This is a genomic window from Streptomyces sp. NPDC058464 (assembly GCF_042721035.1).
Classification (GTDB): domain Bacteria; phylum Actinomycetota; class Actinomycetes; order Streptomycetales; family Streptomycetaceae; genus Streptomyces.
The window spans coordinates 26091-41821 of record NZ_JBHXMA010000065.1 but is presented as its reverse complement, the minus strand read 5'-3'; the positions used below and the strand labels follow the sequence as shown (position 1 = coordinate 41821).

The window sequence follows — 15731 nt, the reverse complement described above, 5'->3', positions numbered from 1 at the left end:
ACAGCCCTCACGAGCCGTTCCCCGGCGTCGGCGCCCGCCAGGGCGTCCAGCAGCCACGTCCCGCACTCCCCACGAGCCAGCGCCTCAAGATGGCCGGCCTCCAGATCGTCGGCCGCCGCCTTCAACAGCGTGGTCATCGCCCCGGCCTCCCCCGGCACCGCGAACCCGATCCGCACACCGGCTGGCCCGGGCACACCGTCCAGCATCTGCTGCCGCGTCAGCCGTTCCGGCCCCGCTAAGGAACCCGTCTTCGCCGTCCTCTTCGTCCTCTTCTTCTTCGCCATCCCGGGGATCTACCCGCCGAAGGTCCTGCGGATCCGGCGGATCAGGGACGGAGCAAGGAGACGGCCGTCAGGGCGGGCCCGGGCGGATCGAGCAGTACGCGGCCCTCCGGGCTCGGCGCGGACAGGTGGATGCGGTCATGAGGCCCGCCGGAAGACGGTGGCCGGTCCGATGACCTGGGCGCCGAACCGGGCTCGGACCTGGTCGATGGCGCTCTCCGCGACCAGGCGGGCCTCGCGGGAGGCATCGAAACTGAGCTGCTCCGCGGTCTGACCGGCCTCGGCCAGGTCCTCTGCCTTCAACACCAGTCCTGTCAGCCGGCCGCGCTGAAGAGCCGCCGCATCCATCAGCTGCTAGGCGAGCAGACGCAGATCATCCTCGTGCCCCGATGCCTCCGCCAGCCGCCGGGTCTTGTCCCAGCGACCGTCGCCGGCGAAGAAAAGCGTGAGGGTCAGCGCGCGGGCGGCCTGGCCGCGCCAGCGCAGCAGGTGCCCGAGGCGGACCACCAGCTCCAGCAGGGCGGCCCGGACTTCGGCGCCGTCCAGGACGTGCCGGTCGAAGCGGTGGCGGACGGTCGCGGAGGCGGGCAGCGCGCGGGGGACGACGGGGCGGAGGTCGATGCCGCGGGCCCGGTCGGCGACGAGCCCTCCGGCGCTGGCGCCCAGGAGGCGCTGGAGAGTGTAGGGCGGGAGCGCGGCGAGCGCGCCGACGTAGTGGATGCCGTACTTGCGCAGCAGGGCCGAATGCCGGGGGCCGATGCCGTGCAGGGCGTCCACGGGCAGCTGGGCGAGCCAGTCCACGGTGTGCGCGGGGGCGATGGCGCGGACGCCGCCGGAGCCGGTGATCTGGGCGGAGGCGGTGGCCGCGACCGTGATCGACTCTCCGATGCCCACGCGGACGTCGACGCCCAGACGGGCGACCGACCGTATGCGCACAAGCTCGCCGAGCCGCTGGGGATCGGCGCCGTGGTAACGCAGGGCACCCCTGAGCTTGCCATTTATGGTCCGGTGTCGAACGCGACTCGAACTTGATCAGAGCTTTCCCAGTTCAGCGGACGTGAAGACGGCCTTCGTCTGATCCTTTGCTTCGTCACAAGGCACAGGAACAGCACGAAGGCCATGGTTATGAGTTTGGTGCATGAGGGTGTCGTGCGGGATGCGTTCGCGGAAGTGTCACACTTCCGGTCGGAGCTGTACGCGTATCTGACCGCGCGAGGCGACGCGTTATTCGAGTTGGCAGACGCGCTGTTGTGCACCGATGGGCCGGTGCGGACGCTGGTCGCCCTCGCCCTCGCGCCTGAACACCGGCGTGGGCACGGTACTCTCTACGGCGGGCTCAACCAGGAACGGATCGATGTCGCCCGGCTGCGCCGAGCCCTGGCCGGGATGCCGTTGCCGAGGGCGGCGGACGGCCGGCTCGTACTGGCTGTGGATGTCTCGCCGTGGCTGCGGCCCGACGCCAACACCTGTGCTGACCGGGCCTTTTGCCACACATACGGCCGGAGCGAGGGCAAGCACCAGATGGTGCCCGGCTGGCCGTACTCGGTGGTGGCCGCGCTGGAGACCGAGCGAACGTCGTGGACGGCGGTGCTGGACGCGGTCCGCCTGGAGCCCGGCGCCGACGTTGCCGCGGTGACCACGGTCCAGATCCACGAGGTCGTCGAGCGGCTGGTGGCCGTCGGCCAGTGGCAGGAAGGCGACCCAGCGGTCCTGGTCGTGCTGGACGCCGGATATGACGCCCCGCGCATCGCCCACCTGCTGGCCGGGCTGCCCATTGAGATCCTCGGCCGCCTGCGTTCGGACCGCGTGATGCGCCGGCCGACACCGCCGCGGGTCTACGACCCCAAGGGCGGCCGGCCGCCCAAGCACGGCAGCGAGTTCGTCTTCGGCGACCCCACCACCTGGGGCGCCGAACAGGCCATGACGACCACGGACACCCGGCTCTACGGCAAGGCGACTGCGCAGACATAGGACCGGCTGCACCCGAGGCTGACCCGCCGGGCCGCGTGGCTCGCCCACGAGGGGCCGCTGCCCATCATCGAGGGCACCGTCATCCGCCTGGTCGTGGAGAAGCTGCCCAGCGGCGGAGCCAACAAGCCGGTCTGGCTGTGGTGGTCGGCCACCGGCGCCACCGAGACGGACGTCGATCGCTGCTGGCAGTCTTTCCTTCGTCGCTTCGACGTCGAGCACACGTTTCGCCTGTTCAAGCAGACGCTCGGGTGGACCAAGCCGCGGCTTCGCAGCTCGGAAGCGGCCGACCGGTGGACCTGGCTGGTGATCGCCGCCTATGCCCAGCTCCGGCTCGCCTGCCCACTGGCCACCGCAGGCCCTGGGAAAAGCCGGCCGAGCCAGACAAACTGACACCCGCCCGCGTCCGCAGGGGGTTCAGAAACCTGCACGCGAAGACCGGTTCCCCAGCCGGTGCACCAAAACCGTCCCGCCCCGGCCCAGGCCGGCCACCAGGTTCGAAGAACCGCCGACCGGCCACACGTTATGAGGTAGGACGAGTCCTCGCCACTGGCGAGGCATTCACCCGCCCGGCCCACCACAAGAAGGGCACGAAACCTCGGCGCACTGGATAGACAACGAGGTCAAAGGACACAAGGCGGGATCATCGTGTCGGCTCGTCATCTACCGCCGAGGCGTCCGTGAGATCCTTAGGTCCGTGGCTGGAGACTACGCGCAGCATCAAGGCGACTCGCAGGCGCAGGTGACGCTTGTTCGGGCCGAAGTCGAACGCGTACTTGTTGAAGCGGAGCGTCTCGAACGCAGTGCCCACCGCCGAGTGCGCTTTTGGTCCTACATCGACGTCGCGCTCGGCTTTCCCGCTGCGGTACTCGCCGGCATCTCCGGAGCTGCCGGGCTGGCGGTGCCGGATGCCCGTGTCACTGCGGCACTGCTGGCCCTCGTCTCCGCTGGATTCTCAGCAGGGGCGGGCTTCCTCCGCAGCGACGTAAGACGCGCCGTCAACCGACGCAGTCGGCTGGCATGGGCTGGGGTTGAAGCGGAAGCCCGCCTGCTTCTGGCACAGGAGACTCAGCTGGATCGCAAAGCTATCCAGGAAGCACTCCGGAACCTCTTCGACAGCCGGACGAGAGCCATCGCAACCCACACAGGGGATGCCTCAGGTGGGGCGCCCTCGTGATCCAGCAGTATGCAAGCGCCGATCATGTTCGAGGCTCGCTCGACGGCGGACGATAAACGACAAGCTTACCGGAGTTCGACGGCGTACGAGGCGCCGGGGAACTCCCATCCGTCGGTGCCTTCGCCGATGTCGGCGACGATGACGTCGTCGATGAAGTGGTCCTCGAGCTCGTCGTCGGTGAGTTCGCCGGCCAGCCACCGCTCCTCGATGGCGTCCCAGGTGCCGCGGCTGCCGTCGATCCGCAGCGGCGCTGCCCGCCGGGTACCGCGTTCGCGTTCGTCCTCGCCGGTCCTGACGACGCCGCTGATCTCGAACTGACCGCGCTTGACGTGGTCGGGGATCGGGTCCGCGGGGACGACCGCGGCGTTCTCGTAGGCGGTGTGGATGATGTCGCGGTAGCTGCGGCGGATGTTGTACTCGGGATCCGACAGCCAGTTGATCAGGGTCTGGGCCGTCACTCCGAGGCCGGCGTCCTCCAGGGCCTGGTAGCCGCGGCGGGTGCCGGTCAGCTGGGAGAGCTGGGCGTGCCAGTGCCGGGCGGTGTAGGAGGACAGCCGGTGGCGTGGGGTGACCTGGGATCGCAGGAGGGTGTTGAGTGCGGCGCCCAGGGAATTGCCGCGGCCGGTGGGCCCGGCCATCAGTCGTCGCCTTCGAGGATGATCTCGCCGGACTCGATGAACTTGCGCTTGACCTCACCGAAGGCCGTGCCGATCCGGTAGGTGTCGGGTGGCGTGCCGGGAGGGGTCCAGAAGATGCCCTGGTCGACGTTGCGCAGGCCGATGAGAACATAGCCTGCCTGGACGGCCTTGAAGGCCGTCGTCCAGTGCCGGACGGAGGCCTCAGCGACCATGCTCATGCGCCAGTCGGGCCGCCAGAACGGGGACTTCTGCTCGGGGCGCTTGGGCCACAGCAGACGCAGCGCGATCGACAGCCGCGTCTTGTACGCCTTGTACGGGGCGCCGCCTGCCTCGACGAGTTCGGCCCGGGCTTTGCGGGTCGCTTCGTAGAAGGGCTTGAACAGGGACTCGTTGGCCTTCCCGGTCCATGAGTCATGGATGTGCGGTGCGGCGTCGAGGTGGCCTTCGCGGGCGAGCCTTTCCAGCTGTTTGATGTGCGGGGTGGTGACCCACACTCGGCCGTGCTCGTCGGGCCGGTCGACGAGCCGTCCCAGCGGGTGTGGCATGTCCCTGCGCGTCCACTTCGGGATGTCGATGAGGTAGATGCCGGCCTGGGCCTTGTCGAACGCGTCGAGCGGGCCGGTGTGCAGCAGTTTGTTGGGGGCGAGGGGGACGGCCGAGCAGGCGGAGGGGTAGGAGCCGTTGCGGTCGATCAGGCACAGCAGACCCGCGCCGAAGGAGTCGGGTACGTCGATCTTGTCGCGGCGGACGGTCTTGCCGTTCGCCCTGGTGTAGGGGACGCGGGTGAGGGTGACGTCGGGGTGGATCCAGCGGGGCTCGCCGTCCATGTCTTCACTGATCAACGACCATGGGGTGCTGTCGCGGTCTTCGGTGCGGATGACGGGGATCGGGTGCATCTTCGAGCGGCCGACCGCGTCCTTGAGGATCCGCAGGGCTGGGAAGACCGCGCCCTCGGGTTCGTCCTGCTCATCTCCCGGTTCGAGCCGGTCCCGTTCGTCCTGCTCATCTTCTGCGTCGGGTTCATCTGCCGCGTCGGTCGAGGACCCGTGCCCGGCGGGAACCTCGGCGATGGCCGGGGCGTACTTGGCCCGGAATTGAGGGGTTCCCTCCCCACCGTTCGAGAATCCCGTCCCGCCCGTCCCTTCGCTGACCGGCTGTGGGAAGGCCTGCAGGGCCGCGGCCAGACGGCGGCCCTGGTCGGTGTCCGGCAGGGACACCGAGCGGGCTTCGTCGTCCAGGGCTGCCCTGACCTCCGCTACCGCCTTGTCGTCGCCGCTGAGCACCGCAGTACGCAGCGCGGCCAGGGTGTGGGTGAGGGAGGCGGGCAGCCCCCGCTCGGCACCCGAGGTGTAGGGAAGCGCGGCGTCCGCCAGTTCAACGGCGGCCGGGTCCGTCCCGCTGCCGTCGGGGGCGTCGGTGAAGCGGGCGTGGAGAAGGTCGGGCTGCAGGTGGACCGAGCCAAGGACGCCGAAGTCCCGCTCGGAGATGGTGACTTGGATGCGGGAGGGGTCCGCCGTCGGGGTGAGCGTCAGCAGGACGTCGGCGTCCAGGAGGCTCAGGAGCGCGGGGTCGCTGCTGTCCACCACGGCCAGGACAGGGACATGCAGCGAGCGGGCCAGCGCGGCCAGGACCTGGGAGGCAGCCGGAAGACGGTCACCGGACAGCGGCAGCCGGGCACTGTGGGCGGCCTGGAGCCGGTCCACGACCACGAGGGCCAGGTCCTCCATGTACGGGACGGTCTCCGCGATCGCCTCGGCCGTCAGGTCACTGCCGTCGTCGATCGACAGCGGCACCTGCCCCAGCTGCCGAGCGAACTCCTGCTCGGCAGCAGTGAGTCGCCCCTGCTTCAACCGCGGGTAGTCGCCGTTCGTCTCGGCCGACAAGATCCGCCGGAAGATGTCATCCCGGTTCGGCCCCGACGCCGCATACAGGACACGGCGCCCGTCCCCCAGCGCGGTCCTTCGCGCGGCGGCCAGCCCCAGAAGGCTCCCGCCGACACTCGGCGGGGCCGCCACCAGCGTCAGCCGGCCCGCCGGGAGCCGGCCCACCGCGTCATCCAGGGCGCGCAGCCCGAAGGCGGGGCCGGCCTCCGGGGCGGAGGTAAGCGCGGGGCCGATGGCATCGCCGAGCGTGGCGAGCCGGCGTGGCATGCCCACGGGATCCGAAGTGCTCACTGCGTCTCCTGTGTCCGCCGCACCCGCGGCCGCAGTCGGATCGGACGAGGGGAGGGGGCCGGCCGGCAGAAGTACCGCAACCGGCGTGGTGTTCCGTACCAGCACCTGCGGTTGACCCAGGGCCGCACGGACGACGAGGTCACCGAAGTCCTTCTGCGCCGCACTGAGAACGTAGGACGGAAGACCTTCGGCCTGACGGGCCGCCGGCAGCCGGTCGATCGGCGCCAACTCCACCATCACCAGGGCGCCATCATGACGCTTCTGAATCAGGGCCGTCTGCCCGTCGTCCTCTACCCGCTTCACCAGTGCGTAGAGATTGCTGCGAGCCACTGTCGCGTTCAGAGGTGCTCGATCATGTTCCGGCTCGCGCACTTACCCTCCCACACCCATCGAAACACACTACTATAGCAGAAAGTCACGCACTTTCTCAAAGGATCCATGCAGAATTGGCCTGCATCTCACTCACCTTAGGGGTGTTCATGTAGGGAATGGATGGCGACGCCGTCACGCCGGGCGCAGACGCGTGCCAAGCTGGGCTCGCTGGCGATGTCACCCGTGCTGGCGACCACGCGCGGGGCAGCAGCAAGCTCTCCCCCTGACCTGCTCGACAGTTGGAGCATGCGCCCCGCCCTCTCGCTCGCCACCGCCCTCACCGTCGCCCTCCTCGCCGCAGGGTGCGTCACCGTCCCCCACGAGCACCGGCCGGTCCGCCTCATGGTCCCGGCGACCGCGCGCACCCTCGCCCCCCCTCCAGGACCCGCCGCGCTCCGCTCTCGTCCTCACCGCTTCCACCCCGCAGAAGTCGGCGGAGACCAAGCACCGGTCCTCCCCCGCCCGAAAACACCGCCATACCGCCGACCGGCAGCCCGCCCGCCCCGGCAGCAGCATCCTGCACACCCGATCAAACCGGGCGCGTCCACTGCACACTGCACCGGCGGCCGTGCCGTACCCCGCTCACCTGCACCCCCGACACCACCGTCCGGCACTGCGCCCCGCACCTCGGCGGGCAGTGCCTCGCTCCGCCAGGACCTACAGCCTCCGCACCATCTGCGGCTGGTCCTCCCAGGCACCCGTCACCCCCTCCGTACAGCACCTCTGTGACAGCTACGTCCACTGACCCGTCGCCGCCTCGCTCTTGGGAGTGATCACCGGCAGGAGGCCGTGACTCCAGCCGGCCGGCAGGGGGTTTGCGGTACGGGCTCGCATCCGGTCCGCGGGCCTGCCAGGCGCATGACCACCACGTACCGAGACACCATGCGATCAGCAGTACGGGTACTCGCAGTAACCGCGGCCACGGCCGGCGCCCTCACCGCAGGCATGAACACCGCCGCCGCCTTCGGGGACGGCACCCCGGTCCTCCTGCACAACGCCGCGACCGACCAGTGCCTGGACGCGGAGAAGACGCATACGCCGAACGTGATGCGCCTGAAGCTGAGCTCGTGCAACCCGAAGTCGCTCTCGCAGCGGTTCCATTTCACCGAGAGCACGGTCCACTCCCACACCACGCCCGGCCTCTGCATCACCCAGGCCACTGCCGGCCTAGAGCTGCGACCGTGCAAGAGGGGCGCCGCCTCCCAGCAGTGCAAGCCGACCGAGCTCGGCGTACGACGGGCCACAGACCACATCGAGACCCCTCACAGCCACCGCTCGTGACAGGCCACCCGGAACGGATCGGTGCGCCTTGAGCCGACCACCCGCGACCGCGCCACGCAGGAGTTGCTGTACTACCCCGTTCGCTGACGTCCTCGCCGAGCCGACGCCGCCGCGCGTGAACGGCACCGCCAACAACGGTTGCCCGCGCTTCAGGCCGCCGCCGCACTCCTGGACACCGGCCTGCTGACCGGCGAACTCACCGACCTCGCCCTGTACTACCGGGCCAAGGCGTACAAGGACCTCGGCCGCACCGGCGCCGCCCTGGACGGCTACCGCCAGGTCGCCGAGGCCGACAGCCGGCTCGCCCCGCGCGGCCGCCGCGGCCTGGCCAACCTCGCCCGGATCTCCGGCGACTTCCCCACCGCCCTCGCCGCCGTCCCCACCCTCGGCTGGGAGGGCCGCCACCACCGCGTCCTGGGACACATCCGGTGGCCGCACGGCGACATGGACCGCACCCGCGCCGCCTTCGAGGACGCACGGGACGAAGCCGAACAGCACGACGCCCCGGGCGAACAGGCCATCGCCCAGACCCACATCGCGCTGGCCACCGCCTTCACCGACCCGGCCCGCGCCGACGACGAACTCGCCCTCGCCCACCAGCTCCTGGCCCGTCTCGATCAGCGCGCCACCACGCTCCTGGCCGACATCGCCGCCCTCGCACGCGACGCCGGCACCGACCACGACCTCCCCGGCCGCGCCACCGTGCTGCGCACCGAGATCACGGTCACCGGGCTCCCCTGGCTCACCCCGCTCCTGGAGACCGCCCTCGCCTTCCACCACGCCGTCCGCGGCGCCGACGACGACCTGGACGCCGTCATCGACCGCCTGCTCGAGGCAACCACCAGCGGCGACTTCGCCTACTACGTGCCCATCGCGGCCGCCATGGCCGACCGACCCCGGCCCGACGGACCCGCTATCCACTGGCTGGAAGGCGAACGCACGGTTCTCGCCCGCTGGCGGGCCCTGGTCACAGCCCGCCGAGGCCGCCTCGGATAACCAGCCGTGATGTCGCCGAAATTTGATCAGCTTGCCGACCGGCCGACAGACTCACGGTTCTCCAGCAGTCTGACCCGTTACGGAGCAGTATCGAAGTACCGATCAGCAGCGACCGGAGGGCCGCCAGCAACGGCGCGTGCGTGACATTCGTCAGCAACCTCCACGAACCTGCGTCGTATCGGGTCGGTTGAGAGCTCGGCCGAGACGCGCCACCCAGGACCGCCGTGCTCCCAGTGATCGCGTGCGATCTCCCCCCGGAAGTGGCCGTCGAACATATCCCGGAGCGCAGCCTCGCCTAGGTTGCCGAGCCTGAAGTCGGTCTCCCAGTTGGTGACGATGAGGTTGGTGAACAGGATCTGCTTCCTCCGGGTAGCCGCCATTGGCCTATGCGGTGGCTCCCAGCAGGGAAGGAGCGAGGGGTCGCCGAGCGCTAAGATGATCAGCTCTCGATGGGCATCTCGCCGCGCGGCTTCCTGAGCCATCTGAGTCTGTCGAGCCTGGTACCACAGCGACGCAGCCACTCCGGCCAGTGCAGCCGCAGAGAAGAGCACGGACAGCGCACCGTACGTCTGGCTGACGTTGCTCAGCCGCCCCCAGTCCAGACCGTCCGGGGCCATCCCGTTCAGAATGAACGGGGTCCCGAGGATGAGTCCCAGAGTGGACAGGACACTGGCGGCGACGACCATCGCTCGACTGCTCTGGGACGCCCTTCCCCGACGACTGAACACTCTTCCCCCCACGCCTTGTTGGCCAATCTGAACATGGTGACAACTGGCGGGCAGCCGAACAACGGAGGCGTGGTCGGTCTGTACATCGCTCAGGCCGCTGACGACCGAGACCAGTGGCGCCGCCGTCTTCAACGGCAGGCAGGGGACGGCAGGGCGTAGCGGCGGGATCATCCGGGATAGCGGATCAGGGCTTCCAGGTGCGCAGGATGGCGGCGATCTGCTCGACAGTGCAGCGCGGACTGTTCAGCTCGCGGGCCAGCCCGGAGAGCTGTTCACGGGTTGGGTTGACGGGGATGTTCGACGCTGCGAGGTACATGACGGCCACCGCGCAGGCGACGGTGAGGTTGGAGCGCTCCAGCCACCGGCACCGTCCCAGGGTGTCCACCAGGGCCGCGGTGCCTGCGTAGGGGCTGTCGTAGGCGGGGCGGTCGAAGAACTCGCCGCGGTGCCGGGCGACGGCTGCGAGTGGAACGCCGTAGTCGTCCGCGCTCGGATCGCGGTGACCGGCCCGTTCGGCGACTTCCAGGATCCAGGACTCGTCGACGTGCACGATCACGCCGCAGCCCCTGGGTGCACGTCGCCGGCCGGCTCGTCGAACTTGTCCGCCACCCAGTCGACGGCGTAGGTGCACTGGTCCGCCGGGACGGGCAGGGCTCACCTTGCCGAGGCATGCCCTGACGCCACCGTCACCTACGAGCAGGCCGAGTGACGCCCCCGGCCGCACCGTCCTCAGATTCGCCAGGAGCGGATACGGTCGGTCGCGTCGTATCCGTCGGCACGACCGGTGTCGATGTCACGGGCGAGGTCTATCAGCGCGCCGTACGGCGGGTTAAGGGCCTCGCCCGCCGCGTCCATGTACGCCGTGACGATCGCGGCGCCGTACAGGGCGTTGCGGGCGGGGAGGGGGCGCAGCCGGATGATGGCGTGCATCAGGGCCGCCGCGCGCCATGCGTTGTCGACGGCGACACCGACCTGCGGGGTGTTGACCCGGTGGCGGGCGACGGCGGCCACGAGATTGGAGAAGTCGTGGACCGAGGGCTGTTTGGGCAGCACCTCCGCCTGGCGCTCCAGCAGCCAGCGGATGTCGATGTGGAGCTCCATGGTCAGGCAGCAGCCTGACCGGAGGCGTCCAGCCGGGCCGGGGCATCGTCGGGGAATGCAGCGTCGAACGCGGCCGCGTTGTCGGCGACGAAGGAGCGGAAGACGTCCGCGGCGCCGTCCAGGCGGGGATCGCGGACCGCATTGCGCGCGGCCTCGGTGATGAGCGCGGTGACCGTAGTGCCCTCCGCTTCAGCACGCTCCTGCAACTGCGCGTGGAGCTCTTCTGGAACCCGGATCGTCACTGACTTCGACATGCTCCAACCGTACAGCAAGACGTACAGCGCGGGGACAGAAAGGGCGGAACCGAACCCGCGCTGAGAGCATGCCCGCAGCGAGTCCGCCCCTTGGCCGCCCCGCGCTCGGGTCAGGTTCGTACAAGCCGGCCCGCCGTGGCGCTCGTCCTTTCGGCCTCCAAGAACGCCGGACCACCGCCGTAGAGTTCTCGCTGTGACAGTTCACCGAATGCCTGCCGCAGAGGTTTCACTCTCAGTCGGTCTGGTGCGCCGTCTACTCAACGAACAGCACCCCGACCTGGCGGATCTGCCGGTCGAGGTGCTGGCGAACGGCTGGGACAACCTTGTGTGCCGGCTCGGCGAGGAGTTCCTCGTCCGCTTGCCTCGGCGTGCCATGGCCGCCGAGCTCCTCGCACACGAGCAGCGGTGGTTGCCGGAGTTGGCCGACCGCCTGCCGTTGCCCGTGCCGACGCCGGTGCGTGTCGGGCAGCCGACAGCTCGGTACCCGTGGTCCTGGAGCGTCGTGCCGTTTTTCGCGGGCCGGATCGCGGCGCGGTCGGAGCCCGACGACCCCTGTTCGGCCGCGGCGACGATCGGCGGATTTCTGGGTGCGCTGCACGCCCCGGCCGCTTCGGATGCGCCGGTCAACGCGGCTCGCGGGATTCCGCTGGCCGGACGCACCGAGGGCGTCATGACCGGGCTGGCACATGTCGCCCCGGACGATCGAGCAATCGCGCTGCAGATCTGGCAGCAGGCCGTCGCGGCGCCCGTCTGGGACGGGCCGCCGGTGTGGCTGCACGGAGACCTGCACCCGGCCAACATCCTGGTCGACCGCGGCCGGATCAGCGCCGTGATCGACTTCGGTGACATCACCTCCGGCGATCCTGCCACCGACCTGTCCGTGGCCTGGATGTTGTTCACCGCGCAGCAGCGCGCCGTACTTCGACAGGCGTACGGCCGCGCGGACGACGCGACTTGGGAACGGGCCCGCGGGTGGGCGCTTGCCCTGTCCTTGGTCTTCCTGTCGCACTCGGCGGACAACCCACTGATGCACGATATCGGCGAGCGCGCATTCCGTGCTGTGCTGGCGTAGCGGACGGCCTTCAGGGTTGATGCCGGCCCGGGACACGGGTCGGTCCAGGTGGAGTTGCGGACCGTGAACTTGAGAACGATCAGTCCCGGTTGGCCTCGCGGGAGGCGGGCTGTCCGCTCCTGCGGGAGGACCGGCGGGTGATGTATCGCGCTGGAACCCCGCTGCAGTCAGACGACGGGCAACTCACCAAGCCGACGGCCTCCATCGGCCTTGGCCGTCAAGAGCGAGGCCATCTCGGGGTCGGCCGTGGAAACCGGACCCGTCCAACCGGCCGGGACCGGTGCGTGTTCAAGCCGGACGTCGGTCCCGTACGTACACGCTGCGTCGAAGAGCGTCTGCAGCCTGGCCACGTTCGGCAGGTCGAGCGCGCCGCTCCAGGTGGTCCAGGTTCGGGTGCCACCGTCGTACGAAGCGCCGTCGGGGCGGCCGTCGGCGATCCACTCCATCGCCTCCATGAGCCCGTCGCGCTCGTCGATCGTCGACCTTCCGGTCTGCCCGGCCTTCTCGTCGCCGTCGGTCACGACGTGGACGATGCGGTGCCCGCCGGCGGGTGAGGCGTTCCACGGCCAGCAGCCGCGCTCCTGAGCTGGGAGCCCGTAGCCGTCGATGGCCTGCCCGGCGGTCGAGACCCGCTTGACGGTGATCAGGCGCAGCCGCGCACGCTTCAGAGCGAAATTGCTCTATCCGGAGGACACATGGGCCATGCTGAGCAGCCGGACTCCCACTCGCCCTTTTGGAGACCAGCGTGGAGCAGAGCGCCACTGGTGAACCCGTCGTCGAGCAGGAAGACACTCAGGTCCACGTCGGCCTCGACCTGCTGCCCGGCAGCTTCACCCTCACCCGGGACGGGGAGCACTTCGAGCCGTACCACGCGGTGGTGCAGTTCGCTGGTGTCCGCGAGAACCCGTGGGCAGCGCAGGAGGTGAAGTTCTCGGCGAAGGGGCCGGACGGCAGGCGCGTGGCCTTTACCGTGGACCTCCTGAACGACTCCTGGGGCGGTCCCGGGGAGGGTCTGCCCGAGGCGACCTGGAAAGTGGTGGCCCTCGCCGCGACGTCTGCCGGGGACGTCGGCATCACCTACACGACTCCCGGCCCTGCCTGAAGCCGCGGGCCCGCCGCACTCCTTGCTACGAGGGCGGTGTCCGCCGGCGCGTGCCGGGCCGCACCACCGCGATACGGGACCGCGCCGCGGGATGCCGACCGGAGCGGGGGCCTGAGGGCCGGCGAAGACCCCCAGCGGCCACCGGCCTCGCAATCGCCCCGACAATCACCCTCATGCCTGACTGGATGCCCTCCTGGGGCACGACCACGCTGATCTCGATCGTGACGTCCGTGCTCACCCTGATCGTCGCCGGGCGGTACGTCTCGCCCCTGCTGGAAGTCCGCAACCGCCGCTTCCAGACAAAGATGCAGACCCGCGAGAAGTTCTCGGCCAGCATGATGGACCTCCTGTCCGCGGTCACCCACCTGCTCGTCGCGCCCGTCGCCCCCGAGGCCAGCGACACGGTCCGGGCCGCGCTCAGGGAGGAACGCGCCCGCTGGCGCACCCAGGTCGACGAGGCGACCACGTACCTCACCGACCACGCCGTCCAGCTGCTCCTGGCGTACCAGGGCAACCAGATCCCGACCATGGCGGTGCGCTACTCCGCAGACATGTGCGGCGTCTGGATCTCGGACCGCAGCGAGGACCGGAAGCTGACCCTGCTCCGGGACGCGACCCAGCACTGCCACACGCTGTTCTTCGACAGCCCGCTGTACATGCTCAAGCGGGCCCGCGCCGCGCAGCAGCTGGAGCGGCTACTAAACGAACTGGAAGGCCCAGACGGTCGGCGAGACGGCCGGGTCTGAATTTCTCCAACATGGCGCAGATTCTTGCCCTGCCGCGCCGACCCCACGGCGGCGGCATCCGCCGGGAACGTCGGGCAGCACCACGGTGCAGAAACCGGAGGTCTAGGAACCGGAGGTCTGGGGGCCGGCGCAGGCCCTCAGCGGCCACCGACCTCTGCCCGATCCCCCGGCAGACCGTCCGCTGTCACCCGGAACTGAACCCGCGGGGCATGACCGGTTTCACCTCCGCGGCGGGGTTCGCGGCGCTGGATCACCTTCTGCCCACGGGGGTCGGGGACACCGTGGTCATGCCGGTGGACTGGGCGCAGTGGCGGGCCACATACCCGGTCGCGGCGACTTCGCCGTTCCTGCGGACGTCGTCGGCGACGCACCGGCGCCCCTGGTCACCGCGCTCCGGCACGCTCCGCCCGGCGCCGCGCGGATCCAGCCGGAGCGTGCCGGGCGCCCACAGTCGCCCACGCCCCCCCTGTCCGGCATCCGGAACCCCCGGCACCGCGCAGGCAGGTGGCGCCCGCGTACGGGCCCGCGCGGGAGGCCGGCGCGGCAGCACCCGCCGTGGACGGGGCAGAGCTGTTCCTGACCGAGGTCGCCGCCATCCTGCGTGTCGACTCCGCGCGCCTCGCCCCGGACCGGGATCTGACCAGCCAGGGCCTCGTCTCGCTGATGGCGGCCCAGCTCCGGCAGGAGGTGCAACGAATGGGGTGCTGCTGCCGATCGGCAAGATCCTCAGCCGGGCGACGCTCAGCGAACTGACGGACCAGCTGAACACCGCGAAGCATCCGGAGTGATCCCAGGTCGTGGCCGACGCCTTGCCGACGGTCGCGACCACGGCCGGTTCTCCGGGCCGGGAGACGGACGAGACCTCGGCCGCGGAGCGACCAGATACCGCTACAACCAACACGAAATCCGACGAGTCTCCTCCCGTAACGGGTGGAGGAGCAGATGGATGAGCGTAAGTCCTTATTGAGGAGCGTCCGGGACGAGTACCTCGCTCCCTCCGGGTGGGACGTGCCGGTGTTCCTCGTTGCCATCGTGGTGTGGTTCGCATTCGGGCCGTTCGGATCGCTGTGGCTCTTTCTTCTCGGCTGTGCGGTGGCCCTGACTGCAGTGAACGGTGTCTCCAGGCTGCTGGTACGCCGCTGGCGCCGGACCCATCGCGGGGCCGTCCGGACTCCGCCGCCCGGCGGCCGCGTGGCGGCACTGCTGCGGATCGATCCGCAGTCGCGGCTGCTGGCCCCTCGCTGGGCCAAAGCCCGCACGGCTGCGGCGGTCTTCCTGCTGTTCGCCACCTTTTCCGCAGTCCTGGGATGGAACGCTGGCCACGAGTACGAACTGCTGGCGAACCTCCGGCACCACGGCCGGCACACCGACGCGATCGTCGTCAAGATCAGCAACCGGTCGGAGGAAGACTCGATCATCGGCGTGACCGTACGCTTCGACACACCGTCCGGCCCCGTGCAGACCGATGTCGACATCCCGGGCAGCTCGGCGACCGACCCGAAACCGGGAACGTACATACCCGTCGTGTTCAACCCGGAACACCCCACCCAGGTACGCCACACCGCCTACCTCGACGGCCGCGACGCCGACGGAATCCGCACGGGCTCGATCGTGAGCGGGCTGCTCGCGGCGGGCTTTCTGGTGGCCACCGTCAGCGTGGTGGTGCAGACCGCGCGGCAGCCGGAGACCACCACCGACACGACGCCGGACACCTATTCCCCCGGGACGTGAACGGCCCGACGCGACGGCCGGTTGCGCGTTCATGTAGACCGGCAGGAACGCGTACTCGACGGATTCGCCGGCGTACCCACAGACACAGCCTCGTCCGGCCGTGGCGCGTC

At 69.9% G+C, this 15731-nt stretch carries 16 protein-coding genes and 1 pseudogene; 8 read left to right on the top strand and 9 right to left on the bottom strand.

The features are described from left to right. Positions 1 to 419: 419 nt before the first annotated feature. Entirely contained in the window at positions 420 to 584 is a 165-nt protein-coding gene (locus ACFWPQ_RS47755; protein ID WP_384050325.1) for a hypothetical protein, read from the bottom strand. A gap of 51 nt (positions 585 to 635) precedes the next feature. Then, entirely contained in the window at positions 636 to 1217 is a 582-nt protein-coding gene (locus tag ACFWPQ_RS47750) for a hypothetical protein (RefSeq protein ID WP_384050322.1), read from the bottom strand. A gap of 189 nt (positions 1218 to 1406) precedes the next feature. On the opposite strand from ACFWPQ_RS47750, the pseudogene ACFWPQ_RS47745 reads away from it, so the two are divergent. Further along, positions 1407 to 2863: pseudogene (locus tag ACFWPQ_RS47745) on the top strand (NF041680 family putative transposase). 83 nt (positions 2864 to 2946) lie between these two features. Further along, positions 2947 to 3426, top strand: coding sequence for a hypothetical protein (locus ACFWPQ_RS47740; RefSeq protein ID WP_384050319.1), 480 nt, complete (start codon positions 2947 to 2949; stop codon positions 3424 to 3426). A 65-nt stretch (positions 3427 to 3491) separates the two neighbouring features. Here the strand turns inward: ACFWPQ_RS47740 and ACFWPQ_RS47735 are convergent, their stop codons facing one another. Together ACFWPQ_RS47735 and ACFWPQ_RS47730 are read right to left on the bottom strand one after the other, a co-directional pair. Next, a complete protein-coding gene (locus ACFWPQ_RS47735; RefSeq protein WP_384050316.1) occupies positions 3492 to 4064 on the bottom strand; it encodes a hypothetical protein in 573 nt (190 codons plus the stop codon). Further along, a complete protein-coding gene (locus ACFWPQ_RS47730; RefSeq protein WP_384050314.1) occupies positions 4064 to 6238 on the bottom strand; it encodes a DnaB-like helicase C-terminal domain-containing protein in 2175 nt (724 codons plus the stop codon). Before ACFWPQ_RS47730 ends, ACFWPQ_RS47735 begins: the two co-directional genes overlap by 1 nt. 1254 nt (positions 6239 to 7492) lie before the next feature. Here ACFWPQ_RS47730 and ACFWPQ_RS47725 point away from each other — a divergent pair. Then, a complete protein-coding gene (locus tag ACFWPQ_RS47725) occupies positions 7493 to 7891 on the top strand; it encodes a ricin-type beta-trefoil lectin domain protein (RefSeq protein ID WP_384050311.1) in 399 nt (132 codons plus the stop codon). 138 nt (positions 7892 to 8029) lie between these two features. Further along, positions 8030 to 8887, top strand: coding sequence for a tol-pal system YbgF family protein (locus ACFWPQ_RS47720; RefSeq protein WP_384050308.1), 858 nt, complete (start codon positions 8030 to 8032; stop codon positions 8885 to 8887). 77 nt (positions 8888 to 8964) lie between these two features. On the opposite strand, the gene ACFWPQ_RS47715 is transcribed toward ACFWPQ_RS47720, so the two are convergent. From ACFWPQ_RS47715 to ACFWPQ_RS47700, 4 genes are all read right to left on the bottom strand, one after another. Beyond that, a complete protein-coding gene (locus ACFWPQ_RS47715) occupies positions 8965 to 9573 on the bottom strand; it encodes a DUF6082 family protein (protein WP_384050305.1) in 609 nt (202 codons plus the stop codon). Positions 9574 to 9799: 226 nt separating this feature from the next. Next, complete coding sequence (locus tag ACFWPQ_RS47710; RefSeq protein WP_384050302.1) at positions 9800 to 10171, bottom strand: fic family toxin-antitoxin system, toxin component; 372 nt, start codon at positions 10169 to 10171, stop codon at positions 9800 to 9802. 173 nt (positions 10172 to 10344) lie between these two features. Next, positions 10345 to 10716 (bottom strand): toxin Doc, encoded by a 372-nt coding sequence (locus ACFWPQ_RS47705; protein WP_384050300.1) that lies wholly within the window; start codon positions 10714 to 10716, stop codon positions 10345 to 10347. Positions 10717 to 10718: 2 nt separating this feature from the next. Next, the gene (locus ACFWPQ_RS47700; RefSeq protein ID WP_384050297.1) at positions 10719 to 10970 is read right to left on the bottom strand and encodes a YlcI/YnfO family protein; all 252 of its coding nucleotides are present in this window, start codon (positions 10968 to 10970) and stop codon (positions 10719 to 10721) included. Positions 10971 to 11178: 208 nt separating this feature from the next. Between ACFWPQ_RS47700 and ACFWPQ_RS47695 the strand changes: the two genes are divergently transcribed. Then, on the top strand, positions 11179 to 12042 hold the full coding sequence (locus ACFWPQ_RS47695; RefSeq protein WP_384050294.1) for an aminoglycoside phosphotransferase family protein: 864 nt from the start codon (positions 11179 to 11181) through the stop codon (positions 12040 to 12042). A 167-nt stretch (positions 12043 to 12209) separates the two neighbouring features. On the opposite strand, the gene ACFWPQ_RS47690 is transcribed toward ACFWPQ_RS47695, so the two are convergent. Continuing rightward, complete coding sequence (locus ACFWPQ_RS47690) at positions 12210 to 12563, bottom strand: hypothetical protein (protein ID WP_384050291.1); 354 nt, start codon at positions 12561 to 12563, stop codon at positions 12210 to 12212. Positions 12564 to 12787: 224 nt separating this feature from the next. Between ACFWPQ_RS47690 and ACFWPQ_RS47685 the strand changes: the two genes are divergently transcribed. The 3 genes from ACFWPQ_RS47685 (at position 12788) to ACFWPQ_RS47675 (ending at position 15621) form a co-directional block, all read left to right on the top strand. Beyond that, on the top strand, positions 12788 to 13144 hold the full coding sequence (locus ACFWPQ_RS47685; RefSeq protein ID WP_384050288.1) for a hypothetical protein: 357 nt from the start codon (positions 12788 to 12790) through the stop codon (positions 13142 to 13144). Between the two features lie 173 nt (positions 13145 to 13317). Next, a complete protein-coding gene (locus ACFWPQ_RS47680) occupies positions 13318 to 13890 on the top strand; it encodes a hypothetical protein (protein ID WP_384050285.1) in 573 nt (190 codons plus the stop codon). Between the two features lie 930 nt (positions 13891 to 14820). Next, positions 14821 to 15621: a DUF3592 domain-containing protein gene (locus tag ACFWPQ_RS47675; protein WP_384050282.1), complete on the top strand. Its 801-nt coding sequence runs from the start codon at positions 14821 to 14823 to the stop codon at positions 15619 to 15621. Positions 15622 to 15731 lie beyond the last annotated feature (110 nt).

Coding starts and splice junctions, on each gene's coding strand:
- ACFWPQ_RS47735 (WP_384050316.1), bottom strand. CDS start 4,064: ATGGCCGGGCCCACCGGCCGCGGCAATTCCCTGGGCGCCGCACTCAAC.
- ACFWPQ_RS47725 (WP_384050311.1), top strand. CDS start 7,493: ATGCGATCAGCAGTACGGGTACTCGCAGTAACCGCGGCCACGGCCGGC.
- ACFWPQ_RS47715 (WP_384050305.1), bottom strand. CDS start 9,573: ATGGTCGTCGCCGCCAGTGTCCTGTCCACTCTGGGACTCATCCTCGGG.
- ACFWPQ_RS47705 (WP_384050300.1), bottom strand. CDS start 10,716: ATGGAGCTCCACATCGACATCCGCTGGCTGCTGGAGCGCCAGGCGGAG.
- ACFWPQ_RS47700 (WP_384050297.1), bottom strand. CDS start 10,970: ATGTCGAAGTCAGTGACGATCCGGGTTCCAGAAGAGCTCCACGCGCAG.
- ACFWPQ_RS47695 (WP_384050294.1), top strand. CDS start 11,179: ATGCCTGCCGCAGAGGTTTCACTCTCAGTCGGTCTGGTGCGCCGTCTA.
- ACFWPQ_RS47680 (WP_384050285.1), top strand. CDS start 13,318: ATGCCTGACTGGATGCCCTCCTGGGGCACGACCACGCTGATCTCGATC.